At 68.4% G+C, this 25,435-nt stretch carries 21 protein-coding genes; 6 read left to right on the top strand and 15 right to left on the bottom strand.

Annotated features, from left to right (window positions below; translation table 11 throughout):
- Positions 1–14 precede the first annotated feature (14 nt).
- From U6958_RS28185 to U6958_RS28160, 6 genes are all read right to left on the bottom strand, one after another.
- Complete coding sequence (locus U6958_RS28185) at positions 15–950, bottom strand: fatty acid desaturase (RefSeq protein ID WP_074923046.1); 936 nt, start codon at positions 948–950, stop codon at positions 15–17.
- Positions 947–1,693: a sterol desaturase family protein gene (locus U6958_RS28180; protein ID WP_016453752.1), complete on the bottom strand. Its 747-nt coding sequence runs from the start codon at positions 1,691–1,693 to the stop codon at positions 947–949. The genes U6958_RS28185 and U6958_RS28180 overlap by 4 nt, the downstream gene beginning before the upstream one ends.
- A gap of 33 nt (positions 1,694–1,726) precedes the next feature.
- Positions 1,727–2,719: a tripartite tricarboxylate transporter substrate binding protein gene (locus tag U6958_RS28175; RefSeq protein ID WP_074923047.1), complete on the bottom strand. Its 993-nt coding sequence runs from the start codon at positions 2,717–2,719 to the stop codon at positions 1,727–1,729.
- Between the two features lie 112 nt (positions 2,720–2,831).
- Positions 2,832–3,776, bottom strand: a complete 945-nt coding sequence (gene rpoH / locus U6958_RS28170; RefSeq protein ID WP_016450157.1) for an RNA polymerase sigma factor RpoH — start codon at positions 3,774–3,776, stop codon at positions 2,832–2,834.
- Positions 3,777–4,048: 272 nt separating this feature from the next.
- On the bottom strand, positions 4,049–5,116 hold the full coding sequence (locus U6958_RS28165; RefSeq protein ID WP_074923048.1) for a 2,3-butanediol dehydrogenase: 1,068 nt from the start codon (positions 5,114–5,116) through the stop codon (positions 4,049–4,051).
- Positions 5,117–5,185: 69 nt separating this feature from the next.
- Complete coding sequence (locus U6958_RS28160) at positions 5,186–6,988, bottom strand: NAD(P)/FAD-dependent oxidoreductase (protein ID WP_074923049.1); 1,803 nt, start codon at positions 6,986–6,988, stop codon at positions 5,186–5,188.
- Positions 6,989–7,308: 320 nt separating this feature from the next.
- On the opposite strand from U6958_RS28160, the gene U6958_RS28155 reads away from it, so the two are divergent.
- Positions 7,309–9,267 (top strand): sigma-54-dependent Fis family transcriptional regulator, encoded by a 1,959-nt coding sequence (locus tag U6958_RS28155; RefSeq protein ID WP_074923050.1) that lies wholly within the window; start codon positions 7,309–7,311, stop codon positions 9,265–9,267.
- A 112-nt stretch (positions 9,268–9,379) separates the two neighbouring features.
- On the opposite strand, the gene U6958_RS28150 is transcribed toward U6958_RS28155, so the two are convergent.
- Complete coding sequence (locus U6958_RS28150) at positions 9,380–10,177, bottom strand: SDR family NAD(P)-dependent oxidoreductase (protein WP_074923051.1); 798 nt, start codon at positions 10,175–10,177, stop codon at positions 9,380–9,382.
- Positions 10,178–10,295: 118 nt separating this feature from the next.
- Between U6958_RS28150 and U6958_RS28145 the strand changes: the two genes are divergently transcribed.
- The gene (locus U6958_RS28145) at positions 10,296–11,195 is read left to right on the top strand and encodes a LysR family transcriptional regulator (protein WP_016450162.1); all 900 of its coding nucleotides are present in this window, start codon (positions 10,296–10,298) and stop codon (positions 11,193–11,195) included.
- Positions 11,196–11,224: 29 nt separating this feature from the next.
- On the opposite strand, the gene U6958_RS28140 is transcribed toward U6958_RS28145, so the two are convergent.
- The 3 genes from U6958_RS28140 to U6958_RS28130 form a co-directional block, all read right to left on the bottom strand.
- Entirely contained in the window at positions 11,225–12,217 is a 993-nt protein-coding gene (locus U6958_RS28140; RefSeq protein WP_017406504.1) for a tripartite tricarboxylate transporter substrate binding protein, read from the bottom strand.
- A gap of 73 nt (positions 12,218–12,290) precedes the next feature.
- A complete protein-coding gene (locus U6958_RS28135) occupies positions 12,291–13,133 on the bottom strand; it encodes an alpha/beta fold hydrolase (RefSeq protein WP_189354077.1) in 843 nt (280 codons plus the stop codon).
- A gap of 115 nt (positions 13,134–13,248) precedes the next feature.
- The gene (locus U6958_RS28130) at positions 13,249–14,037 is read right to left on the bottom strand and encodes an IclR family transcriptional regulator (protein ID WP_074923052.1); all 789 of its coding nucleotides are present in this window, start codon (positions 14,035–14,037) and stop codon (positions 13,249–13,251) included.
- Between the two features lie 274 nt (positions 14,038–14,311).
- On the opposite strand from U6958_RS28130, the gene U6958_RS28125 reads away from it, so the two are divergent.
- From U6958_RS28125 to U6958_RS28110, 4 genes are all read left to right on the top strand, one after another.
- Entirely contained in the window at positions 14,312–15,289 is a 978-nt protein-coding gene (locus tag U6958_RS28125) for a tripartite tricarboxylate transporter substrate binding protein (protein ID WP_016453777.1), read from the top strand.
- 33 nt (positions 15,290–15,322) lie between these two features.
- Positions 15,323–16,114, top strand: a complete 792-nt coding sequence (locus tag U6958_RS28120; RefSeq protein WP_074923053.1) for an enoyl-CoA hydratase/isomerase family protein — start codon at positions 15,323–15,325, stop codon at positions 16,112–16,114.
- Positions 16,115–16,118: 4 nt separating this feature from the next.
- Entirely contained in the window at positions 16,119–18,221 is a 2,103-nt protein-coding gene (locus U6958_RS28115) for an acetate--CoA ligase family protein (RefSeq protein WP_074923054.1), read from the top strand.
- Between the two features lie 72 nt (positions 18,222–18,293).
- Positions 18,294–19,631 (top strand): MmgE/PrpD family protein, encoded by a 1,338-nt coding sequence (locus U6958_RS28110; RefSeq protein WP_047326045.1) that lies wholly within the window; start codon positions 18,294–18,296, stop codon positions 19,629–19,631.
- Positions 19,632–19,654: 23 nt separating this feature from the next.
- Here U6958_RS28110 and ssuD read toward each other — a convergent pair whose 3' ends face one another.
- The 5 genes from ssuD to U6958_RS28085 form a co-directional block, all read right to left on the bottom strand.
- Entirely contained in the window at positions 19,655–20,809 is a 1,155-nt protein-coding gene (gene ssuD / locus U6958_RS28105; RefSeq protein WP_046988041.1) for an FMNH2-dependent alkanesulfonate monooxygenase, read from the bottom strand.
- Positions 20,806–21,966, bottom strand: a complete 1,161-nt coding sequence (locus U6958_RS28100; protein ID WP_016450171.1) for a sigma 54-interacting transcriptional regulator — start codon at positions 21,964–21,966, stop codon at positions 20,806–20,808. Before U6958_RS28100 ends, ssuD begins: the two co-directional genes overlap by 4 nt.
- A gap of 9 nt (positions 21,967–21,975) precedes the next feature.
- Entirely contained in the window at positions 21,976–23,157 is a 1,182-nt protein-coding gene (locus tag U6958_RS28095) for an acyl-CoA dehydrogenase family protein (protein ID WP_034390714.1), read from the bottom strand.
- Positions 23,154–23,783, bottom strand: a complete 630-nt coding sequence (msuE, locus tag U6958_RS28090; protein ID WP_074923055.1) for an FMN reductase — start codon at positions 23,781–23,783, stop codon at positions 23,154–23,156. Before msuE ends, U6958_RS28095 begins: the two co-directional genes overlap by 4 nt.
- 271 nt (positions 23,784–24,054) lie before the next feature.
- Positions 24,055–25,365: an acyl-CoA dehydrogenase family protein gene (locus U6958_RS28085; protein WP_074923056.1), complete on the bottom strand. Its 1,311-nt coding sequence runs from the start codon at positions 25,363–25,365 to the stop codon at positions 24,055–24,057.
- Positions 25,366–25,435: the final 70 nt, after the last annotated feature.

Below are 25,435 nucleotides of genomic sequence, written 5' to 3'. Positions count from 1 at the left end.
GGTTCAGGGTCGTATCAGTCGTATGTTCCGGGAGGCATTTGCGCACGCGTGCGCGCCGGCGGCCAGACCGTGCCGAGCACGAAGACGCGGGCCATGTAGGGTAGCAGTCCGCCCTCGTTGAGCGCGGGGGCCACGCGCTGGCGGTAGTGCTCGCTGTGCAGGCGCGTGAGCTCGGACCAGTGGGCCTGGGGCCGCTCGTGGTGGGCCGTGTGCAGGCCGATGTTGAACAGCAGCGGATTGACCCAGCCCTCGAAATTGCGCGCGTAGTTCAGTGGCGTGGCGCTGTCCAGCCGCTGGCCGCGCGTCAGCGGCCGGCCATCGGCATGGGCGTGCTGCAGGTAGTTGGTGGCCAGCAGCCAGTGCAGGCCATGCAGCTGGGGAACGATCACCAGCAGCAAGGCCTTTTGCCAATCCAGCGACAGCAGCAGCGCCCAGCTGCCCAGCCACAACAGGTACTGGCCCATGCAGTAGCGAAAGGCGCCGGGCCAATGCCGCCGCAGCTGGCCCAGCCAGCGCAGGAACAGCGGGTACAGCACCCAGCCGGCCTGCAGCGGGTGGAGCAGGTAGCCCAGCAGATGGTTGTGGTCGCCGCCGAAGCGGTAGGTGCGTGCCATGTCGCGCGGGCCGTGGCGGAAGCGGTGGTGGTTGGCCACATGGGCGGGCCAGAACACGAAGGTCGGGTGGCCTTGCAGCAGGGTCAGCCAGTAGTCGGTGAAGCGGTTGGCCCAGCGCCCGCGCCACATGCGCAAATGCGTGTGGTTGTGGTGGATGACGCCCACGCCCAGCGTGAGGAACAGCTCGATCCCGTAGAGCCACAGGTTCCAGCCGTGCTGCCACTGCCACCACACGATCAGCGGCAGCGCCACCAGATAGGCCAGCGACTGCAGGTCGCGCCAGTGGCGCAGCCGGGGCAGCCGGGGCTGGACGTGGCGAGCAGGCGGTCGGCTCATTCCGTCCTGGGCCGGGCCGTGGCGGGCAGGGCCACGCGCGTGCGCATCAGCCGGTCCATGAAGGCCAGCGCAAAGCCATAGTTGCCGTTGGGCCGGGCATGGTGCAGATGGTGGCGCCGGCTGGCGGCCAGCGCATGCGTGTCGGACACCCCGGGAAAGAAGTCGTAGTTGGAGTGGCCTATGACGTTCAGCAGCAGGCTGAGCACCGGCACCGAGGCCAGCGACCAGAAACTGAAGTCGTGCACCACCATGGGCAGCAGGATGACGTTGCCCAGCATCAGCGCCTCGATGGGATGGAAGCTGTAGGTGGACCACGGCGTGGTGACGATGGAGCGGTGGTGGTCGCCATGAAAGCGCCCCAGCAGCCGCGTGTGCAGCAGGCGGTGGTTGATCCAGAAATGCACATCGTTCCAGATCAGCAGCACCACGACTTCGATGGCAATGCGCCAGGGGCCTGCATCGGGCTCCAGCCGCGCCCACCCCAATTGCAGAAGGCCCCAGGGCACGATCATGCCGATGCCGAAGATCAGCACCGAATGCAGCGACTGGCGCCATTCGCGCTGCAACTGGTCGGGCTTGAGCGGGCGCGTGTCCAGCACGCGGCCCACGCCGCGCCGCTGCAGCCAGCGCGTGAGCGCCGACATGCCCCAGCCGCCGGCCAGGTAGAGCACGCCAAAGAAGGCCAGGCCCCAGGCCATGACCTGCCAGGCATTGAGTTCGGTAAAGGCTTGGGCTGCGGTCATGGGGGTGTCAAAGAGGGCACGTCACTGGGCGCATCATTGTGCGCGTATGCCCTGTTCGCGGATGATGCGGCCCAGCGTCGCCACGTCCTGGCGCATGCGCAGGGCCAGGCCTTCGGGCGAGCTGCCCACGGCCTGCCAGCCCTGGGCGGCCAGGCGCGCGCGCATCTCGGGCGAGCGCACGATCTCGCTCACGGCCTCGGCCAGCTTGTGCACATGGGCGGCGGGCATGGCCTTGGGCGCGGCCACGGCGTTCCAGATCTCCAGGTCGAAATCGCCCACGCCCAGCTCCTTGAGGCTGGGCAGGCCCGGCGCCAGCGGGCTGCGCGTGGCCGAGGTCACGGCCACGCCGCGCAGCTTGCCGGCCTGGACCTGGGCCATGGCCAGCGCGGGCGGCAGCATGGACAGCTGCAGGTCGCCGCCCTGGATGGCGTTGAACACCTGCGGGTAGCCGGGATAGGGAATGTGCTCGGGCCTGAGCGCGGAGCGGCTCTTGAGCAGCTCCATGCCCAGGTGGCCCACGGTGCCCACGCCGGGCGAGCCGTAGCTCCAGCGGCTGCCGGCCTGGGCAGCGGCCTCCAGGAAGGCCCGACCCTCGGGCGCGCCGGCCGGCGCCACCAGCACCAGGGGCGCCACGCCGATCAGGCTGACGGGCTGCAGGTCCTTGACGGGGTCGTAGCGCACGGCGGGGTTGAGCAGGCGGGCAATCGTCAGGTTGCCGTTGATCATCACGCTGAAGGTATGGCCATCGCGCGCACGGGCCACCTGCTCGCCTGCAATGTTGCCGCCTGCGCCCACCTTGTTCTCGACGATGACGGGCTGGCCCAGGCGCTTTTCCAGCGGCTCGGCCAGTGCGCGCGCCGTGAGGTCCGGGGAAGATCCTGCGGGAAAGCCGACGATCAGGTGCAGCGGCTTGCTGGGCCAGTTGTCGCCCGCCACGGCAGCGCAAGGCAGCAGGGCCGAAGCCAGGGCGGTGGCCAAGGCATTGGCGAAGAGGCGGCGTAGTGGCGAGATGGCGCGGGCGGGCATGGGTGCGTGGGGGCCGCAAAGGCTGCGGGCAATAAAAAACCCGGAGATTATCCGGGTTTGTCTTGAAGCAGCCTGTCAGCCCAGGCCGTCAGGCCGTCAGGCCGTCAGGCCATCAGGCGAACTCGGCCAGGGCCTTCTTCATCTTCTTCATGGCAGCCACCTCGATCTGGCGAATGCGCTCGGCGCTCACGCCATACACGGCGGCCAGCTCATGCAGCGTCATGCCGCCCGAGCCGTCATCGTTGACCTTGAGCCAGCGCTCCTCGACGATGCGGCGGCTGCGGTCGTCCAGCGAATCCAGCGCCATGGCAATGCCGTCGGTGGCCAGGTGGTCACGCTGGCGCGACTCGATCATGGCCGTGGGCTCATGTGCGCCGTCGGCCAGATAGGCGATGGGGCCGAAGGCCTGCTCGCCATCATCGCTGGGCGAGGGGTCCAGCAGCACGTCGCCACCGGCCAGGCGCGTTTCCATCTCCATGACTTCTTCGCGCTTGACGTTGAGCTTCTCGGCCATGGCGTCGATCTCGCCGGAGGTCAGCGTGTCGCGCAGCATGGCGCCGTCCTCGGCCATGGCGGCGTCGGACTTCAGGCCCTGCTTCATGGAGCGCAGGTTGAAGAACAGCTTGCGCTGGGCCTTGGTCGTGGCGACCTTGACCATGCGCCAGTTCTTGAGGATGTACTCGTGGATCTCGGCCTTGATCCAGTGCATGGCGTAGCTCACCAGGCGCACGTTCTGATCGGGATCGAAGCGCTTGACGGCCTTCATCAGGCCGACATTGCCTTCCTGGATCAGGTCGCCGTGGGGCAGGCCATAACCCAGGTACTGGCGCGAGATGGACACCACCAGGCGCAGGTGGGACATCACCAGACGCCCTGCGGCGTCCAGGTCACTGTGTTCCTTGAGCTTGCGGGCGTAGTCCTGCTCTTCCTCGAGGGTGAGCATGGGCAGGCGGTTGACCGCGGAAATGTAGGCATCCAGATTGCCCAGAGGCGGCACCAGGGCCCAGGGGTTAGCGGGCGCCAAGGTGGTCGCAATGGAGCCGGAGGCGTTTGTCATTGCAGAGTTCCTTTCTTCCATTCCTTCATATTAGCACTCGTTAGGATTGAGTGCTAAAGCCGAAGTTCCGCGGGTTTTTCAGTCGGTTGCAGAAATCTTCGGCACTGCAAAAGTCGCTTCTGGCTAGTCTGAGCGATTTTTGGAAACCCTGCTTGCCGGCGGGAGGCATGTGTCGGCCCCCGCCGGGTTTTGACCCCTTTGCGCCCGGCTCCGCCGGCGACCGGGCGAACGGCACGAAAGATCCAGGTTCGTGCAGTCGCGGTGCCCAGCGGCTATTTGAACCGTGGCTGCACGATGATCTTCACCGCCGACTCGTTGTTGTGGATCAGCGTGTCAAAGCCCTGGGCCACCAGGTCATCGAGCTGGATGCGCTGGGTGATGAAGGGCTCGAGGTTGATCTTGCCCTCCTCGACCAGCTTGATGGTTTCCTGGTGGTCGTTGCAGTAGGCGATGGTGCCGCGCACGTCCAGCTCCTTCATGACCACGCTGTGCACGTTGATGGTGGCCGGATGGCTCCAGATGGACACGATCACCACCACGCCCGTGGCCTTCGTCGCGGCCACCAGCGTGTCCAGCACCTTGTTCACGCTGGAGCATTCGAACGACACATCCACGCCCTTGCCGCCGGTGAGCTTCATCACCTCGGCCACCACGTCCACCTCGGAGGGGTCCAGGATGTGATCGGCCACGCCCGATTCACGCGCCTTTTGCTTGCGCTTGGCACTGAGCTCGGTGATGACGACGGTCAGGCCCTTGGCCTTGAGGATGGCCGACAGCAGCAGACCGATGGGGCCGGCGCCGCCCACCAGTGCCACATCGCCGGCCTTCGCTCCGCTGCGGGTGTAGGCATGGTGGCCCACGGACAGCGGCTCGATCAGCGCGGCCTGGTCCAGTGGAATGGCATCGGAGATGGGATGCACCCAGCGGCGCTTGACGGCAATCCGCTCGGACAGCCCGCCACCGCGCCCGCCCAGGCCGATGAAGTTCATGTCCTTGGACAGGTGGTAGTTGTCGCCCGGCCCCGTGGGCACATCGTCGGCCACGATGTAGGGCTCCACCACCACATGCTGGCCGACCTGGATATCGTCCACCCCTGCGCCCACGGCGTACACCACGCCCGAGAACTCATGCCCCATGGTGATGGGTGCGGACTCGCCCGAGATGGGATGCGGGTGGCCGCAGGGCGGGATGAAGATCGGCCCTTCCATGAACTCATGCAGATCCGTGCCGCAGATGCCGCACCAGGCCACTTCGATGCCCACGGTGCCGGGCTCCACCACGGGTTCGGGGATGTCCTCGATGCGGATGTCGCCCCGGTCGTGGAAACGTGCTGCTTTCATGATTGAACTTTCTGTTTTGCAAGGCTGGGTTGGCGGGCGGCACAGCCGCCCCATGGCGATTATTCGGCCTTACCGCAGGTGATGAACTTGCTGCAGGTCATAGACACGCACCGGCAGGCCTTCCTGCCGCGCCTTGAGCTGCAGCGCCAGGTACAGCGAGTAGTGGCGCGACTGGTGCAGGTTGCCGCCGTGGAACCACAGCGCCTCTTGCTGCGTGGGCTTCCACATGTTGCGCTGCTCGCCCTCCCACGGTCCCGGGTCCTTGGTGGTGTCCGAGCCCAGGCCCCAGACCTTGCCTACCTTGTCCGCCACCTCCTGGCTGATCAGGTCGGCCACCCAGCCGTTCATGGAGCCATAGCCGGTCGCGTAGACCACCAGGTCCGCCGGCAGCTCAGTGCCATCGGCCAGCACCACCGCGTTTTCCGACAGGTGGCTGATCTGCTTGCCCGCCTGCAGCTTGATGCTGCCGTCGATCACCAGATCGCAGGCCCCCACGTCGATGTAGTAGCCCGAGGCGCGGCGCAGGTACTTCATGAAAAGGCCCGAGTCGTCATCCCCGAAGTCCAGCATGAAGCCGGTCGCCTCCAGCTGGCGGTAGAACTGAGCGTCGCGCTCGCGGATGCGGTTGTACACCGGCACCTGGAAGTCGGCCATGATGCGGTAGGGCAGCGAGGCAAAGATCAGGTCCGCCTTCCTGGTCGTCACGCCGCTGGCCACGGCGCGCTCCGAGTAAAGGTCGCCCAGGCCGATGTCCATCAGCGAATCGGAGCGCACGATATGCGTGGACGAGCGCTGCACCATGGTCACATCGGCGCCGTGCTCCCACAGGGCCGCGCAGATGTCGTGGGCGGAATTGTTGGCGCCGATCACCACCACCTTCTTGCCCGCGTAGGCGTCCGGGCCATGGTGCTGGGACGAGTGCTGCTGCTCGCCCTTGAAGATGTCCTGGCCCTTGATCTTGGGCACATTCGCCTTGCCCGACATGCCGGTGGCGAACACCACATGCCTGGGGCGCAGCACCTGCGTCTCGCCATTGCGCTCCAAGGTGACTTCCCATTCCTGCCGGTCCTCATCGAAGCGGGCGTTCAGGCAGTTGGTGGACGGCCAGTAGTTGACCTCCATCACCTTGGTGTACATCTCCAGCCAGTCGCCGATCTTGTCCTTGGGCGCGAACACGGGCCAGTTGTCCGGGAAAGGCATGTACGGCAGGTGGTCGTACCAGACCGGGTCGTGCAGGCACAGCGATTTATAGCGGTTGCGCCACTGGTCGCCAGGGCGCGCCTGGCGGTCGATGACGATGTGCGATACCCCCAGCTGGCGCAGCCGCGCGCCCAGCGCAATGCCGCCCTGGCCGCCGCCGATGACGAGCACGAAAGGCTGCCTGTCGCGGCCCAGTTCCTGGGCCTCCTGCTGGCGGCGCTCCAGCCAGGTCTGGCGGCCACGCCGGATGCCGTGCTCGGCCCCCATCGGGCGGCGCGTGCCCATGGGTTCCTCATGGCCCTTGAGCTCCTGGGCGGCCGTCAGCAGCGTCCAGATACGCCCGTCCCTGATGCGGACATGGCCGCCGCCGCGCGCATGGCGCGTGTCGATCACGATCCAGGCGGACACCACGCCATCGGCCTCCTCCACCGACTCGCGCTCGTCCAGCGAAAAGCGCACGGGCGCCGCGGCGTCCAGCTGCGCAGCCAGCATGTCGGCGATCTGGCTGCGCCCTTCCATGGTCTTGATGTTCCAGGTCAGCAGCACCAGGTCGCGCCAGTAGCATTCGTCGGCGAACAGGCGGCTGGCGGCCGCGAAGTCGCGGTCTCCCAGGGCATGGTTGAGTTGGTCAAGCATCGCCTTGGCGCGGGCGTTGGGCGTCGTATCGGTCATGGTTGTCTCCTTGATGCGGTCATGCCCGCTGGTTTTTCTTCGGGCAGGCGCTCTTACGCAATCACCATGCCAGGCAGGCCCGGCGGCAGGATGCGCCAGGCAAATCAAGGGGTTGCCTGCGCGCCTCCGGTACAAACCCTGCGCCTTGCACCCCGCTGCCCGGCGTTGCCGCCCGCGACAGGTGGGGCAGCCCTGCGACACCTGTCGCACCAGGCGTGCTGCAGCGCAGCAGGGGCAGTGGGTAAGTCTTGATTGGCGCCGCGCCGCACAGGGCACAGAATCGTCTGCGGCACGTTCAAAGCCCGCATCGACTCCACGCCATGCCCCTGCAGTCCTACGCCTCGCACATCCAGGAAATCGAAGCCTTCGGCCTGGGCTACTCCCACCGCGGGCAGGAGCGCGACCGCGCCGTGCTGCGCAGCTGGCGCCGCTGCATCGACTCCCACCGGCTCGACCCGGCGCATACCAGCGAAGCCCACATCGTCACCGAAGGCCAGCTGCGCGCGCACCGCGAGGAGTCCGAGCCGCTGATCCACATCGCCCGCCATGCGCTGGAGCGGCTGTACCAGCAGCTCAAGGGACTGGACTACGTGCTGCTGCTGGCGGACCGGCATGGCGTGGCCGTGGACTTTCTGGGGCATGAGGCCGACAAGGGCGACCTGCGCCGCGCGGGCCTGTATCTGGGCGCGCAATGGCGCGAGGACCACTCGGGCACCTCGGCCGTGGGTGCCTGCCTTGAGACGGGCGAGGCGCTGACGGTGCACCAGAGCGACCATTTCGACTTCACCCACACCGGCCTGTCCTGCACGGCCGCGCCCATCTACGACATGCGCGGCGAACTCGCGGCGGTGCTGGACCTGTCGCTGCTGCGCTCACCTGCCGAGCGGGCCAGCCAGAACCTGGCGCTCAACCTCGTCATGGCCGCGGCGCGGCGCGTGGAGCAGGCCAACCTGATGGCGCAGTCCGGCCAGGACTGGGTGGTGCGCCTGGCCCAGTCGCCCGATTTCCTCGACGTCGATCCCGACGCCTCCATCAGCGTCGATGCACGTGGCCGCATCCGCGCCATGACCCACGCGGGCGCGCGGCTGTTGGCAGCGGCCGCGCAACTGGACTGGCGCCAGCGCAAGAGCCTCATCGGCCAGCCGCTGGAGCGTTTCTTCGACGTGGACCTGCGCCACCTGTCCGAGCTGCGCCGCAATCGCCCGGCGCAGGAGCGCATCATCCGTGCCCGCGACGGCAGCATCCTCTTCGCCCATGCCATGGAGCCGCAGCGCCGGACACGCCGCCTGCAAGCGCAGGCAAGGCCGGCGCAGCCCCCGCTGCCTGCTGCGCTGCAGGCGCTGGACACGGGTGATGCCGCACTGCAGACGCTGCTGCGCAAGGCCGCGCGGCTCGCACCTCAAGAGCTGCCCGTGCTGGTGCAGGGAGAGACCGGTGCGGGCAAGGAATACCTGGCCCGCGCGCTGCATGCATCCAGCGGCCGCAGCGGCGCCTTCATTGCCATCAACTGCGCAGCCATTCCCGAGGCACTGCTGGAGAGCGAGCTGTTCGGCTACCTGCCCGGCACCTGGACCGGCGGCGCCAGCAAGGGCCGCGAAGGGCTGATTGCTGCGGCACACGAGGGCACGCTGTTCCTTGACGAGATCGGCGACATGCCCCTGGCCCTGCAGGCCAAGCTGCTGCGGGTGCTGTCCGAATCCGAAATCACTCCCTTGGGGGCGCGCGTGCCACGGGCGGTGGCGGTGCGCTTCATCTCGGCCTCGCACCAGCCGCTGGCCGAGCTGGTGCGGCGTGGCAGCTTCCGGGAAGACCTGCTGTACCGCCTCAACGCGGCCGAGCTTCGCCTGCCTGCGCTGCGCCAGCGCAGCGACCTGCAGACCATTGCCGACCAGATGCTGGCCACCCTGGGCAGCCACCTGCACCTGGGCGACGCAGCCCGCGCCGTGCTGGCCGCGCACGCCTGGCCCGGCAACCTGCGCGAGCTGCACAACGCGCTGCGCTACGCCGCAGCCCTGTGCGGCCACGATGGCGACGGCACCATCGAGCCCGACCACCTGCCTGACCATCTGCACGATGCGCTGCACCGCGCACCAGCGCGCACCGCCTTGGCTGGCAATGCCGGCGAGCCCGCCGCACAGGCGCTGGAACAGCTGCTTGCGCAATGCCAGGGCAATGTCTCCGAGGCGGCGCGCCAGCTCGGCGTCAGCCGCTCCACCATCCACCGGCGCATCCAGCAGCTGCAGCTGGGCGTGCGGCATGCCCATTGGCGCGGGACATAGCACGGCCTTCGCCCCAGGGCCCATGCGATGTCCATGGCGGCTGGCCGCGGCGATCGGCCCGTCGGTCGCAGCGCCAGGTCAGTCGCAGTGCAAGTCCAATCGCAGTGCAATTTCAGTCGCAGCGTGCGGTCATGCCGCCGTCCACGACAAGATCGGTTCCCGTCACGAAGCGGGCCTCGTCGCTGGCCAGGTACAGGGCGGCACTGGCGGTATCGCGGCCATCGCCCATGAAGCCCAGCGGGATGCGCCTGACCCGCGAGGCCAGCAGCGTCTCCACATCGCCGCCTGTGCGCTGCCTGGCCAGCCGCGCTTCCACCATGGGGGTGTGCAGCTGGCCCGGCACCACCGTGTTCACGCGAATGCCGTCAGGCGCATGCTGCACGGCCACCACGCGGGACAGGTGGATCACGCCGGCCTTGCTGGCCGCATAGGCGACCTGCGCGCTGCCGGTCCAGCGCAGGCCCGAGGTGGACGCCACGTTGACGATGGCGCCGCTGCCGCGTTCGACCATGTGCGGGAGCACATGCTTGCAGGTCAGAAAGACGCTCTTGAGGTTGATGTCGATCTGGCTGTCCCAGTCCTGCTCGCTCAGCTGAATGGGGCCGCCGGCTGCGGAGCCGCCCACGTTGTTGATCAGGATGTCCGGGACGCCCCAGGCCTGCAGGCAGGCCTGGACCATGGCCTTGACGCTGGACGAGTCGGTGACATCGCAGATGCAGGTCGTGATGGACGCTGCCGCCTCGCCGGCCAGGGACAGCGTTTCGTCAAGCCGCGCCTGGTCACGGTCCACCGCCAGCACCTTCGCGCCTTCCTCCGCCAGGCGCACGGCCATGGCCCTGCCGTTGCCCCAGCCTGCTGCCACGCATCCGGCCCCCGTAACGATGGCTATCTTGGACTTGAACCTGCTCATTGGCTTTCCTCATGTGACACGGTGGAGCCGCTGTGGCAAGCGGCGATGCAGGCCAGTTTGCGATCGATGCCGGCAAAGTTAAACTGGATGGCGCCTATACCAGCTATGTTGAATACCTATGGATCTGCGCCAACTGGAGTACTTCGTCGCCGTGGTGGAGCACGGCAGCATCAGCCGCGCGGCCGTGGCGCTGAATTTGGCGCAGCCGAGCGTGAGCCGCCAGATCGCACTGCTGGAAGAGGAGCTGGGGCAGCGGCTGCTGGACAGGACAGGGCGCGGCGTGGCAGCAACCGCGGCCGGGGAGACACTGCTGTCGCATGCACGCACGATGCTCAACTCGGCCAGCCAGGCGCTGTCCGATCTCAAGGAAATGCATGCCGAGCCCGTCGGCAGCGTGGTCGTGGGCCTGCCCCACCGGGTGGCGGCAAGCCTGGCCGTGCCGCTGATACGGGAGTTCCGGCGCCGGCTGCCGCATGCACTGCTTTCGGTGGTGGAGGGGCTGAGCCTGTCCTTGCGTGAGGGAATGATTGCGGGCCGCATCGACCTGGGTCTGATGTTCGACCCCGCTCCGACGCCCCTGCTGTCCTACGAACCCCTGATGCGCGAGTCCATGCTGCTGGTGGCTCCCAAGGGCTACCGGTTGCCTTCGCGCATCGGCCTTTCGGCCCTGGCGGACTTTCCGCTGGTGCTGCCGGGCACCCATAACCCGATACGCAGCCTCGTGGACGCCGTCCTGCTGCCGCGCAAGATCCGGCTGAACGTGGTGGCCGAGGTGGGGGCCGTGCACACGGCGCTGTCCGTGGTGGAGGAGGGACTGGCTTGCTCCATTCTTCCGGACAGTGCGTTGAATCTGGCCGGTGCCCGCACTGGCATACAGTCTGCGCCCATCGGCCCGCCGGCCATACGCAACCAGCTCGTGCTGGCCATGCCCAGGGCGCGTCCCGCGAACCGGCTGATCGCGGAAACCGCCAAGTTGCTGCGCGAGCTTGACTTTCGCAAGGGCGCCCGCGCCGTGTAGGGCATGCCTCCCGGATCGGAAGCGGCAGGTCAGTCGATGCGGATGCCCGCTTCCCTGACGGCCTTGCCGATCTTGTTCAGGTCGTCAGCGATCAATTTCCGGAACTGCGCAGGACTGGACTTCGCGGGGACAAAGGACAGTTCGGCGAACCTGGATTTCAGCGACGGCGCCTCCACGGCCTTTGAAATTTCGGTGTTCAACCTGTGGGTGATGTCTGCGGGCAGGCCGGCCGGGCCCCAGATTCCGTACCAGGACAGGAGCTCGAACCCGGCAATGGTGCCCTCCGCCAGCGTCGGCACATCGGGCAGCGACGGGACGCGGGTCTTGCTGGTGACGGCAAGGGGCCGCAGACGGCCGGCCTGCACGAAGGGCATGACACCCGGCATGGGCGAGATGGCCGCGGAGACATGGCCGCCGATCACGTCCGTCAATTGGGGAACGGCACCCTTGTAGGCGACGATGTCCATCTGCAGGCCAAGGGCCCGGTTCAGCATCTCTTCGCTCAGGTGGCTGGTGGTACCCAGGCCGGAAGTCGCCCAGGTGTACTTGCCTGGATGGGCCCTGGCCAGTTGCACGAACTCTGCCACGGTCCTGACGGGCAACTCGTTGGTGACCGCCACGATCAGCGGCACGTACCCGATTTGCCCCACGGGCGTGAAGTCACGCTCGGCGTCATAGGTTTTCTTGGAACTGACCAGCGGCAGGTAGGCATGGCTGGAGGCATTGAAGATGAGCGTGTATCCGTCAGGCTTGGCCTTCTTGACCTGCAGGGTTCCCAACAGGCCGGAAGCCCCCGGAACGTTCTCGATCACGATGGCCTGGCCCAGCTGCCTTTGCAGTTGGTCGGCCACCAGGCGGCCCACGGTGTCGATCGAGCCACCCGGCGTGTACGGAATCACCATGCGGATCGGCTTGCCCGGATAGTCTTGCGCGCCCACCAGGGTGCAGGTGGCCCAGGCAGCACAGGTCATGGCGATCTTCCAGGTTTTCCTGATGGCGGCTGCGGGCGTGTGGATGGTCATCGTTGTCTCCTGAGCACTGTTTCTGTCCGGCGCATCCCCGAAGGGGCCGGGTGTCTTGCGGGCAAGGGCTGGCCTAGGCGGCGTACACGCGGCGCGTGAATGCCGCAATGGCGTCTGCCATGGCAAGGGGCTGCTCGGGCGCCAGGGCGTGGCCCGCGTCGGCAATCACCTGTTCCGTCACCCGCTCGCCCAGGCAGGACTTCATCACATGGGGGATCACGACCGCGTCATGTTCGGCCCGAAGGTCCAGTATGGGAACGGTCGTTCCTGCGCTGAAGTAGTCATCGACGGGCGTGACGCGCCGTGCATGGCCTTGCGCTTCATGGGCCTGGGCGTTCCACCCGTCCAGCCAGGCGCTGGGGTCATGTCCCGGGGCAAAGAAGGCGCGGCGCAGGCAGTCCAGGCGCTGCTCCCTGGACAGCCGTGCATCGCCCGCGCCGTCGATTGCGTCCCGCAGGCGGCCATACGGCATTTCGTCCGATCCCGGCGGCAGCTTGCCTGCCGAGGCGGCGGCCATGACGACGCCGCGCACCAGGTCCGGCCTGTCGGCCGCCAGCATGCGCGCCGGCTGGCTGCCCCAGGCATGACCCACGACCACGACAGGGCCGGTGGCTTCGTGGTCGATGACGGCCGCGACGTCGGCTGCGAAGTCATGCAGCGTCAGCCCCTGCATGGGGCCACGGCTTTGGCCTATGCCCCGAGGCTCGGGGCGCAGTACCCGCAGCCCTTGCGCCTGCAGATGGCGGGCAACGACGTCGTAGTCCCGGCCGGAACGGGCCAGCGATGGCAGCATGCAGACGACCGGCCCTGCGCCCTGGTCCGCATACTCGATTTGAATCTCGTCCTTCGCAGCCTGCGGGCGGTAGCGCACGAGCCGGCGAGTGACGCCGGTTGTCTCCAGATGGGTGTTTGTCATGCCGCCAGTCTGGGTTTCGGGCGCCATTGCGATAAGGCAATGCAGCCTATATCAGCTATGTTTTTTCCCTATGCAAAGCGGGCCGCCCGCAGGTGCGTGGAACGGCGGGCAAACCTCACCGTTTCTCCAGCAGGCTCTGAATCTGGCGGCCCAGCTGCAGCAACGCCGGGTGCAGCTCCTGCACGATGGCTGGCACAGGCTCCGTCGTGGACACGCTGCAGTTCAGGACATAGATGGCATCGGGTGTCACCAGCGGCGTGGCCAGTGCAACCACTTCCGGCTGCCACGATGCAGCGCAGAAGCCTTGGCTTTTCACGGACCTGATGGCCGCCTGGATCTGTTTTTCCAGGTCGCGCCATTGGGCGCCTCTCTTGAGCCTGAAGCTGTCGAACAGTGCCTTGCGCCTGGCAGGCGGCGCCACGGCAAGGTAGGCACGGCCCAGCGACGTCAGCTCCATGGGCACGCGCTGACCCGACACCACATGCCTGAGCACAATCCGGCGGTTGTAGCGGATCGATTCCAGATAGACCATCTCGTCCCTGTCGGGACAGGCCAGGCCCACGTTGATCCTGCGTGTCTCGGCGAGGGTGCGCATCAGGGGGGCCGCCATCGACAGCACTGTCGATCCGGTACGCATGGCGTGCGCCAGGCTCAGGACAGCGGGAGCCAGGCGAAAGGCGCGGCTTTGGTGATCGGCCTGCAGTATGCCGCAGCCCACCAGGGTCTGCGTCAGCCGGCTCACGGTGGCCTTGGACAGTCCGGTGCGTTCCACCAGGTCGCCGTTGCCCAGCAGTTCCGACCCGGGCCTGAACGCACGGAGTATTTCGATGCCTCTTTCCAGGGAGCGGTTGCTCGGGGACTGACCGGGCTTGTCATGGAGTATGGGGGATCGCCTGTGGGTCATGTTGCTGCCGCCTGCGGGAGGACCGGTTCATCCTCGGTTGAAAGCCTGGTTCTTGCTGCACAGGCGCGGGCGCCTGATGGCGTGGAGTATTCCACCGAAAGGATGGCAGATGAAAACGCAAGTCCTGGCGCGCTCGCTGTGCGGTTTCACTGGTTGGAACATGGGGGATCACAACTGCGGTGCGTTTCCCTAAGCTTTCACCAATCCGTCGCCAGCGTCATCGCAACGCTTGCGCATGGAACGGACCTCTGCCCATAGAACCAGGAGACACACCATGCTTCGTTTCGCCGCCCGCCGTTGCGCCAGGGCCATTGCGCTCATTGCCGTGCTCGCGACTGCCTGCAACGCAGTCTTTGCAGCCTTCCCGGAAAAGCCCGTGCGCCTCGTCGTGCCCTTCGCGCCCGGTGGCGGAACCGACCTGATCGCACGCACGCTGGGGGCCGAGATGGCCAAGGACCTGGGCCAGCCCGTCATCGTGGACAACAAGCCCGGTGCCGGCACGATCATCGGCACCGACAACGTTGCCAAGAGCGCGCCGGACGGCTACTCCGTGGTCGTGGCTTCCTTCGCGCACGCCGTCAATCCGGCGCTGCAGGCCAAGCTGCCGTACGGGAGCAACAAGGCCTTCGCGCCGGTGATCCTGATCGGCCGCGGCCCCAACGTGCTGGTGGTGCCCGCCGCCAGCCCGTACAAGACGGTGGCGGACGTGATGGCCGCCGCCAAGGCCAGTCCCGACAAGCTGACCTATGCCTCGCAGGGCGCAGGAACGTCGGCGCATCTGGCGGGTGAGCTGTTTGCCAACCTGGCCAAGGTCAGGATCACCCATGTGCCCTACCGTGGCGCAGGCCCGGCACTCACCGATCTGATGGGTGGCCAGGTGGACATGATGTTTGCCACCGCGGCGGCGGTATCCACCTTCATCGACAACGGCAAGCTGCGCGTGCTGGGTGTGACCACGGCCGAGCCGTCTGCGGCCTTCAAGGATGCGCCGCCCATCGCCGTCACCGTCCCGGGCTACCGCGTCGAGAGCTGGTACGGCCTGTACGTGCCGGCCGCCACGCCCGCTGCCGTGATCGAGCGCCTGAACACTGCGGCCCGCAAGGCGGCCCGTTCGCCGGACTTTGTTCGCAAGCTGGAACACGAAGGCCTGGTGGTCAATGCCGGGCCGGCGGCGGAACTGGACACCTATGTGCAGGCCGAGGAAAAGCGCTGGGCCCAGATCGTCAGGCAAAACAACATCCATCCCGATTGATCGCATTGCCCGCGATCACCTTGAGAGCACGCCATGAACTACGAACTGATCCAACTGAATGTCGCCAATGCGGTGGCGACCGTGACCCTGAACCGCCCTGACAAGCGCAACGCCATGAGCGATGACATGCGCACCGAGTTCATCGATGCCCTGGAGCGCGTGGCGGCAGACAAGGCCATCAAGGCCCTGGTGCTGACAGGCGCGGGCAAGGGCTTTTGCGCCGGCGGGGACATTGCCGGAATGCAAAGGCGCATGAACGCGCCTGCGGGCGAGGTGGGCTTCAACGGCTGGCAGCGCCAGCAGCGCGTGCACCACGTCCAGGCCCTGTTGCACACCATGCCCAAGCCCGTGATCGCCGCCGTCAACGGCGCAGCGTCTGGCCTGGGCGCGGACACGGCGCTGGCCTGTGATTTCGTCATTGCCAGCGAGTGGGCCAGCTTCGCGTGGAGCTATGTGCTGCGCGGCATCATCCCCGACGGCGGCGGCATGTACTTCCTGCCGCGCCGCGTGGGCCTGGCCAAGGCCAAGGAGCTGATCTTCACGGGCCGCCAGGTCAAGCTGCCGGAAGCCCTGGCCCTGGGCATCGTGGACCGCCAGGCCAGCGCCGAGACCTTGGTGGCAGACGCCCAGGCCTGGGCGCGCGAGCTGTCCTCGGCTTCTTCCACCGCGCTGGCATTGACCAAGACCATCCTGAACCAGAGCTTCGAGCTGTCTTCGCACGATGTCTTCGCACAGGGAAGCCAGGCCCAGGGCATCTGCTACACCAGCAGTGAACACCGCGCATCGGTGGAGGCCTTCCTGGCCAAGACGGCCGGCAAGGAGTGATGCCATGAGCGAAGCCATTGCCAAGCTGCTGTCGCCGCGCAGCGTCGCCGTCATAGGCGCCTCTGCCGACCTGAAAAAGACCACGGGCCGCCCGGTGGCCTACCTGCAAAAGCACGGGTTTGCCGGCCGCATTCTTCCCGTCAATCCGCGCGTGGAGCGCATCGGCGATTTGCCTTGCTATCCCGATGTGGCCTCGTTGCCTGAAGTGCCCGATGTGGCCGTGGTGCTGCTGGGCGCCGAGCGTGCGCACCAGGCCGTCAGGGAACTGTCGGCGCTGGGCTGCGCGGCAGCCATCGTGCTGGCCAGCGGCTATACGGAAACGGGCGAGGACGGGGCGCACCGCCAGCGGCAACTGATCGAGGCGGCGGGCAGCATGCGCCTGCTGGGACCCAACACCATCGGGCTGGTCAACCTGACCGACCGGATCGTGCTGTCGCCTTCTGGGGCGCTGGAGATGGATGAGTTCCCCGCGGGCGGCATTGGCGTCGTCTCGCAAAGCGGCGGCATCCTGGGCTCGCTGCTGTCGCGCGCGGCCGCGCGTGGTATCGGGCTGTCCAAGCTCATTTCCACCAGCAATGAAGTGGATCTGGAACTGGCCGACTTCATCGATCACCTGGCCGATGACCCGGCCACCAAGGTGATCGCGCTGTATGTGGAGACGGTGCGCCATCCCGCCAGGTTCCGTGCCGCCTGCCTGAAGGCCGCGCGTGCCGGCAAGCCCGTGGTGGCCTTCAAGATCGGCCGCTCCGAGGCCGGCGCCAAGGCCGCCGTATCGCACACGGGCGCCATGGCCGGGGCGGATCGCATGTACGACGCGCTGTTCCGCCAGGTCGGCGTGATCCGTGCGCACAGCTTTGCCGACCTGCTGGACGTGCCCGCTGCGCTGGCCACGGGCCGCAGGCTGCGCGGCAGGCGTATCGCCATCCTGACGTCCACCGGCGGTGCGGGCACCCTGGTGTCGGACGATCTGGGCGTGGCCGGATTCGACACGCCTGCGCCGGACGAGGCGACAGCCGATGCACTGCGCGCGCTGCAGACCGGCAGCGAAGCCGTGCTGGACCGCAATCCCATCGACGTGACCCTGGCGGGCCTGCGTCCCGACCTGCTGCGCGGCGCCATCAATGCCCTGCTGGCAAGCCCCAGCTACGACGCGCTGGTGATCATCGTCGGCTCCTCCAGCCTGGCCATGCCCGAGCTGCTGGCCGGTGCCATTCAGGACTGCCTGCCCCACTCCGACAAGCCGGTGCTGGCCTACGTCAGCCCGCATGCGCCGGAAATCGGCGCGCTGCTCACGCAACGCGGCGTGCCGGCCTTCGCTGCGGCGGAAAGCTGCACGGCCGCGCTGGCGGGCATGCTGCGCGTCAACGGCTTCCAGGGTGCGCCTTCCGAGCTGGTCGTCGGCAAGCACACCCTGCAGGAACTGGACCTGCCCGTCGGCTGCCTCGATGAAGCGCAGGCCAAGGCCGTTTTCCGCCGTTTCGGCGTGCCATGCGCGGCCGAGCGCGTGGTGCATACCGCCGAAGAGGCCGAAGCCGCCGCGCGAGAACTGGGCGGCCGGGTGGTGCTCAAGATCCTTTCGTCCCGGATCACGCACAAGAGCGATGTGGGCGGTGTCGCCGTCGGCCTGACGACGCAGACCATAGGTGCCCGGTTGGGTGCGATGGTGGCCGACGTGCAGGCCAGGGCGGGCGTGCGCCCGGACCGGTTCCTGGTGCAGCAGATGGTGGCCGGCGGCACCGAGCTGATCCTGGGCCTGCACAAGGATGCGCTGGGCACCGCCGTGATGCTGGGCATGGGGGGCGTTGCGGCCGAATTGTTCCAGGACACCACGCTGCGCCTGCTGCCCGACGATGGGACACAACTGGGTGTGCTGAGCCGCTCAGAAGCGCTGGACATGGCCAGGGAGCTCAAGACCTGGCCGCTGCTGGACGGCTTTCGCGGCCGCCCCAAGGCGGATGTCGATGCCCTGGCCGATGCCATCGTCGCGTTCTCTGCGATGGCCGCCCAACTGGGCGACCGCGTGATCGAGGCGGAGATCAACCCGGTGTTCGTGCTGCCGCAGGGCCAGGGCGTGTGCGCTGCGGATGGTGTGCTGGTTCTGGCCTGAGGGGCCGGCCACTGCACATTTGTGCCAAAAAAGTGAGACTGCCCCGGCCAGTGTTCATCCAGGAGACCACGCATGCATGCGACCGAAGTGTTCGGACAATTTGCCTCTCGATACCAACGCACCGAGCTTCCCGACACCGTCATCCACCACGCCAAGCGGGCCGTGATCGACTGGTATGCCTCCTTGTTCCCGGGCCTGGGCTGCGCGCCTCTTGCACAGTTGGAACAGGTGCTTGCCGAGGATCTGGACCGTGGGTCCTGCCGGCTTGGAAACGGCCGCATGGCCACGGCGCGGGCGGCGGCACTTTTCAACGGCTCGGCGGCCCATGCCGCCGAGGTGGACGACAGCTTCCGCGATGCCATGTACCACCCCGGGGCAGCAACCATTGCAGCGGCGTTGGCGGCAAGCCAGCAGGCAGGGGCCAGTGGCCTGGAATTCCTGCGTGCCGTGGTGCTGGGCTATGAGGTCTCCACCCGCATCGGAGTGACCCTGGGCCGGGCCCACTACCGCTTCTGGCACAACACCGGCACCGTGGGCGTCTTCGGGGCAGCGGCGGCCGCAGGGTATGCGCTGCGGCTGGATGCAGGGCCATTCGCCCATGCACTGGCCACGGCGGCCACCTTCTCTGCGGGTCTGCAGCAGGCATTTCGCATGGATTCGATGTCCAAGCCCCTGCATGCCGGGCGCGCAGCGGAGGCCGGCCTGCTGGCTGCGCAACTCGCGCACAGGGGGGTGACGGGATCGCTGGATGTGCTGGAGGGGGAGTCGGGCCTGGGCCGCGCTGTCAGCGACGGACCGGACTGGTCAGGCATCGGGGACACGCTGGGCAGGGACTTCCACATCACCCGGCTCACCTTCAAGAACCATGTCGGCTGCGGCCATACCTTTGCGGCCATCGACGCCGCGCTGGCTCTGCGCAGCCAGCATGCCCTGCGGGCGGACGACATCTGCAGCGTGGCCGTGGCCACCTATGGCCCGGCCCTGGATATCGCCTGCTACACCGATCCCGTGACCGAAAACGAAGCGCGCTTCAGTCTCCGGTTCGTGGTGGCGACGGCCTTGGTCCATGGCAGCGTGCGAATGTCCGCTTACACCCCCGAGCGCCTGGCCGATCCCGCCGTGCGCGCGATGCTCGAGCGCGTCCAGGTCTCGGTGGACCCGCAAATCGATAGGGCCTTCCCGGGAAAGAGATCGGCGCGCCTGGAAATCGTTGCCAGGGATGGACGCCGCCATGTCTGGTTGCAGCCCGATCGCAAGGGCGATCCCGAACTGCCGTTGTCGGATGGGGAGCTGGAGGACAAGTTCATGGAGCTTGCCGCTCCCGTCGCCGGCGCGGGACGTGCCCGGCAGCTGCTGTCAAACATCTGGGGGCTTGAGCGGGCGAGCTGCCTGCGGGGTCTTGCGGTCTGACAAGGCGCAAGCCCGGGGGCGGCTCACGATGCAGACTGCCGGCGCTGGATGCTGCGGATGTCGAAGGCGCCGCCGGTCTGGGCCTGGTCGCTGGTGGTGACGGCCCGCTTGCCGAGCAGGGGGAAGACCAGCTCGGCAAAGCGGATGGACTCCTCCAGGTGCGGGTAGCCCGAGAGCACGAAGCTGTCCGCACCCAGCGCGGCGTATTCGCGCAGGCGCTCGGCCACGGTGGCCGCGTCGCCGACCAGGGCCGTGCCCGCGCCGCCGCGCACCAGGCCCACGCCGGCCCAGAGGTTGGGCGCCACCTCCAGCCGGTCGCGCCGCCCGCCGTGCAGCGCGGCCATGCGCGACTGGCCCACGGAGTCCATGCGCGCATAGCCGGCCTGGGCGCGGGCGATGTCCTCGTCGGTGAGCTTGCTGATCAGGCGCTCGGCATCGGCCCAGGCCTCCTCGTTGGTCTCGCGCACGATGACGTGCAGCCGCACGCCCAGGCGGACCTGGCGGCCCTGCTGCGCGGCGCGGCGGCGGATGTCGGCGAACTTTTCGGCCACGGCGGCGGGGGGCTCGCCCCAGGTGAGGTAGGCGTCCACCTGGCGCGAGGCCAGGTCGTGGGCGGCGTCCGAGGAGCCGCCGAAGTACAGCGGCGGATGCGGCTTTTGCACCGGGGGAAAGAAGTTGCGGCCCTGCTTGACCTTGAAGTATTTGCCGTCGAAATCCACGGCCTCGCCGGCCAGCAGGCGGCGCCAGATGGTCAGGAATTCATCGGCGTAGGCATAGCGTTCGTCGTGGGCCAGGAAGATGCCGTCGGCCTCCAGCTCGGTGGCATCGCCCCCGGGCACCACGTTGAGCAGCAGGCGCCCGCCAAGGGCCTGGTCCAGCGTGGCGGCCTGGCGCGCGCTGGACACGGGCGCGCCCAGCGAGGTGCGCAGGGCCACCAGCAGCTTGATGCGCTGCGTGACGGGCACCAGGCTGGAGGCGACCACCCAGGGGTCCAGGCAGGAGCTGCCGGTGGGGATCAGCAGGCCGTCGTAGCCCAGCTCCTCGGCCGTGACGGCGATCTGGCGCATGTAGGCGTTGGTGGGGGCGCGGCCGAAGTCGGAGGTGCCGAGGTAGCGCGTGTCGCCCGAGGTGGGCAGGAACCAGAAGATGTCTGGCGATGCGTGGGGGTCTTGGCTCATGGGATCTCCGGGGACGATGGAAAAGACGGTGGCGCGGCCTCGCCCGGCACCTGGCCCAGGCGCTGCAGCCGCGCGCGCACCACGCTGCGGCTGATGCCCAGCTGGCGCGCGGTCTGCACCTGGTTGCCGCGGTTGCGCTGCCAGGCCTTGAGCAGCAGGGCGCCCAGCACGTGCTGCTCCAGGCCTTCGGCATGCACGTCGCACAGGCTGTCCAGCGCTTCGCCCAGGGCCAGTTCGGCGGCGGCGGCCTGGGCGCCGTGTTCGGCCTCGCGTGTGGGGACGGGATCGGGCTCGCCCTGGCTGCTGGCGATGTGCAGGTCGCCCGCGCCGATGTGCATGCCCTGGGTCAGCAGCAGGCTGCGGTGGATGACGTTCTCCAGCTCGCGGCTGTTGCCGGGCCAGTCGTGCTCCAGCAGCTTGCGCTGCGCGTCCTGGCTCAGTGCCATGGGCGCGTAGCGCATGCGCTGGCAGTAGCTTGCGATGAAGTGGCGCGCCAGCGGCAGGATGTCGGCCGGGCGCTGGCGCAGCGGCAGCACGGTGAGGGTGACGACATCGAGCAGGTAGTACAGGTCTTCGCGAAAGCGCCGCGCCGCCACCTTGGTGTGCAGCGGCGCGCTGCTGGCTGCGAGCACGCGCACATCGGCTGGCGTGCGCTGGCTGGCGCCGATGCGGGTGACCGCCTTGTCCTGCAGCACGCGCACCAGCTTGCTCTGGATGTGCAGGGGCAGGTCGTCGATCTCGTCCAGCAGCAGGGTGCCGCCGTGGGCGTCCTCGAAGCGGCCGGGCAGGTTGCCGAAGGCACCCGTCAGCGCACCGCTTTCGTGGCCGAAGAGCTCGGCGTTGATCAGGGCCTCGGACAGCGCGCCGCAGTTGACGGCGACAAAGGGGCCGTGGCGGCGCGGGCTCAGGCGGTGGATGTGGCGGGCCACCATTTCCTTGTCGGCGCCGCTGTCGCCCAGGATGAGGACGCCGGCCTCGCTGGCGGCCACCTGTCCCATGGTCTTGAGCAGGGCCTGCGAGGCCGGGTCTTGCAGTATCCACGGCGCGGGCGCGGCGCCGTCATCGTGCGCGGCAGAGGCTGCGGGCGCGGGCGCAGGTACGGGCGCAGGTGTTGCCGAGGACTTGCCGGGCGGCCAGGTGGGCAGACGGGTGTTCATGGCGCGGCGTCACGAATAGAAGCTGGGCTGCGGATGGGTTCCGTTGAGCACCCAGTCGCCCAGCTCCTGCAGCTTGTAGTGCAGCGGGTCGTGCAGCGTCTGCGTGCGCAGGTTGCGCCAGAAGCGGTCAAAGCGCAGCGCCGCGTGCGTGGCGCGCGCGCCCGTGGCCTCGAAGATGCGGCTGGACAGGTCCAGCCCCGAGCGCGTGGTGGCAATCTTGGCGGCCGTCACGGCCACGGCGACTTCGCCGCGCTCGTGGGCGGTCAGCGCCGGGCCCCGGCGCCAGGCGGCGTCAAAGCGCTGCGCGGCCTGCAGGGTCAGCAGGCGCGCGCCTTCCAGCGCGGCCCATAGCTCGCCATACAGCGCCTGGATGTGGGGGTCTGCGCCGGCCGCATCGGCAGGGGACTTGAACCAGGGCCGCGCCTCGTTCAGCGTGTAGCCGCGCGCCTGCTCCAGCGCACCCTGGGCAATGCCCAGGAACAGATGGGCCAGGATGAGCTGGGCCAGCAGCGGGCGCAGCGCGGCATGCGGCGTGGACAGCGGGCCGGGGTCGAGCAGCAGCTCTGCCGCCTCCACGCGCACGCGCTCGAACAGGGCCGAGCCGCTGTCGGTCTGGCGCTGCCCCATGTTGTCCCAGTCGCGCAGCAAGGTGATGCCCGTGCGCTCCGTGGGCACCACGCCGATCAGCAGCTGGCCGCTGTCGGCATCGATGGCCGAGGCCACCAGCATCTGCGAGTCCAGCGCGCCCGAGGTGAAGCTCTTCTTGCCCGAGAACTCCCAGTGGCCGGGCTGGCGCGTGGCCGTGGTGCGGCGGTCCAGAGGGTTCAGCGTATTGCCCCAGAACCAGCGGTGGCGTGCCGTCTGCAGCAGCCAGGGCCGCCACTGGGCGGGCTGGCCGAACAGCTGCACGGTGGCCAGGTGCAGGTGCTGGAAGCCGTAGACATGGGCCAGCGAGCCGTCTGCCGTGGCCAGGATGCGCACCGTCTCCAGCGTCTGCACCCAGTCCGCGCCCAGGCCGCCCAGCTCGCGCGGAATGCTCAGTGCCAGCAGGCCGCTGGCGCGCAGCGCATCGCGCTCGGCCTTGGGCGTGCCGCCTGCGGCATCGCGCCGGGCCGCCGTGGCGGCAAGGCGCTGCGCCAGATCCTGCGCAGTGGCTATCGGGTCCGCAGGGACGGCCTGTGCCTGGCTCACGCGGGCTGCCCGGCCAGGGCCAGGTCGGCGGCTTCGGGAACGGGCGGCTGTGCCTCGGCCTGGGCCTGGGCCTGCACCAGCTGCTGCAGCGCACCGCGCAGCACCGGGGCCGACAGCTGCACGGTCAGCTCGATGCGCTGGCGCAGCGATTCGCTGTGGACCTGGCCGTCCTGGATGTCCTCGGGCGTGGAGTACACGCCAATGGGCAGGGTGAGGGCCGAGAAAAAGCCGAACAGCGGGCGCAGCTGGTGGTCCAGGATGAGGGCGTGGCGCGGGCTGCCGCCGGTGGCGGCCAGCAGCACGGGCGTGCCCTGCAGCGCGTCCAGGTCGATGAGGTCGAACAGGTGCTTGAGCAGGCCGGGCAGGCTGGCGCGGAAGACCGGCGCGCCGACGATGAGGAAGTCGGCCTGCTCGATGGCTTCGATGGCCTGCAGTGTGGCCGGCGGCAGGTCGTTCTTGGACAGGGCCGCGCCCAGGTGGGGCTGCAGGTCCAGCAGGTCGATGACGTGTGCCTGCAGCGGCAGCTCCTGGCCCAGGCGGGCATGCAGGGCGTCCAGCAGGACACGGGTGCGGGAGGGGCGGCTCAGGCTGCCATTGACGATGACAGTCTTCAGCGATCGGCTCATGGAAAATCCTTGGCGTGGGTTCCAGGAGGCAGCGCGGCATGCGGTTTGCGAAGACTGCCAGCCCGGACGAGGTGGGATGGATGTCTTCATTACAGGGCCGAACGCCGGTATGGCGAAAGAAACTTAACGCATTTGCTTATCGGTTTGGGTGCCTTGGCAAGTGCTTGTTTCTGAAAGGGATTTTGTGGCGCATGGCATGTGCCAATGCGTTCTGGCGATATGGGCACGGCCGCTGCGCCCGTCCCTGCGCAGCGCGGCCGCGCAAGGGCCTTCAGCCCGCCACGCCCGTCACGCCCGTCACGCCCACGTGCCAGTAGTAGATGGGGTCGGCGCCGTTGAGCAGGATGTCGCCCGCCGAGCGGGCCTTGTACAGCACGGGGTTGTGTGAGGCCAGGGTGCGCGCATTGCGCCAGTGGCGGTCCAGTGCCAGGTCTTCGGACAGGGCGCTGGAGCCGCCCACCTCGAACAGCCGCGCGGCCGCCTGCAGCACGGGATCGACCACGGCCACCTGGGCCTGGGCCGTGCGCAGCTCCAGGGCATGCAGCTGCTGCAGCGGCACCTCGCGCCCGGCCTCGCGCTCACGCGCGATGCGGCCCAGCTCGGCGGCCACGTCGGCCACGGCCAGGCCTGCGATGTAGGCCGTGCCGGCCAGTTGGCCGACGATGTGCTGCACCAGCGGATCGTCCTTGGGCAGGGTGGCGCTGCCGTGGCTGAACACGCGGCGGCGCGCCTGCACATAGGCGATGGCATCGCGCTGCAAGGCCCGGGCAATGCCGGCCAGGGTGGCCAGGTGGGCCAGCTGGAAATAGGCCACCAGGGGCGTGGGCTGGGCGCGCGGGAAGCGGATCACGGCGTCGTCGGGCACGCGCACCTGGCTGAGCACGGTGGTGCCCGAGCCGGTCAGGCGCTGGCCAAAGCCGCGCCAGTCATCGAAGCGCTGCACGCCGGCCTCCGAGGTGGGCACGACGGCGTGCACGGTCTGGTCTTCCTTGCCCGGCTCCACCGCGCGCGCCACCACGGTCACCCAGTCGGCATACAGGGTGCCCGTGCTGTAGAACTTGCGCCCGTCCAGCCGCCACCAGCCGGGCTGCGCATCGGGCACCAGGGTGGTCTGCAGCGTGCCCAGGGCGCCCGTGCCCACCTCGGTGGTGGCATTGCCGAACACGGCGCCGCGCGCGGCCAGCGGCAGCCAGCGGGCCTGGGTGGCGGCATCGCGGTCGATGAGCACGCGGTCCAGAAAGCCGAAGTGCGGGCGCAGGATCTGGGCGACGTTGGAGTCGGCCTCGGCCAGTTCGGTCCACAGCGCGAACAGCTGCTCCACGCTGGCGCCGGCCCCGCCAAGGCGACGCGGCACGCGCAGCGCGGTGAAGCCGCTGTCACGCAGCCAGGCGATGGGTTCATGGGCCAGGCTGCGCGTGCGTTCGCGCTCGGCCGCACCCTGGGCGATGCGGTCGAACACGGGGCGAAAGCGCGCCTGCAGGGATGGCAGCGAGGGCGCGTCGGGATCGGCCGGGCCGTCTGTGGTTGGGCCGGGCGCCGCGTAGGCCGCAGGCTCGGTGGCGCAGGGGAGGGTGGTGGTCATGGCTTTGCAAATTCAAAGGCCCGCCAACCCGGCCTGCCTGCAAGGCAGGGCCGGGCCACGGGCCGGTGGG

The sequence above is a fragment of the Delftia lacustris genome (assembly GCF_040267515.1).
In the GTDB taxonomy this organism is placed as follows: domain Bacteria; phylum Pseudomonadota; class Gammaproteobacteria; order Burkholderiales; family Burkholderiaceae_C; genus Comamonas; species Comamonas tsuruhatensis.
This window is presented reverse-complemented; position numbering and strand designations above follow the sequence as displayed.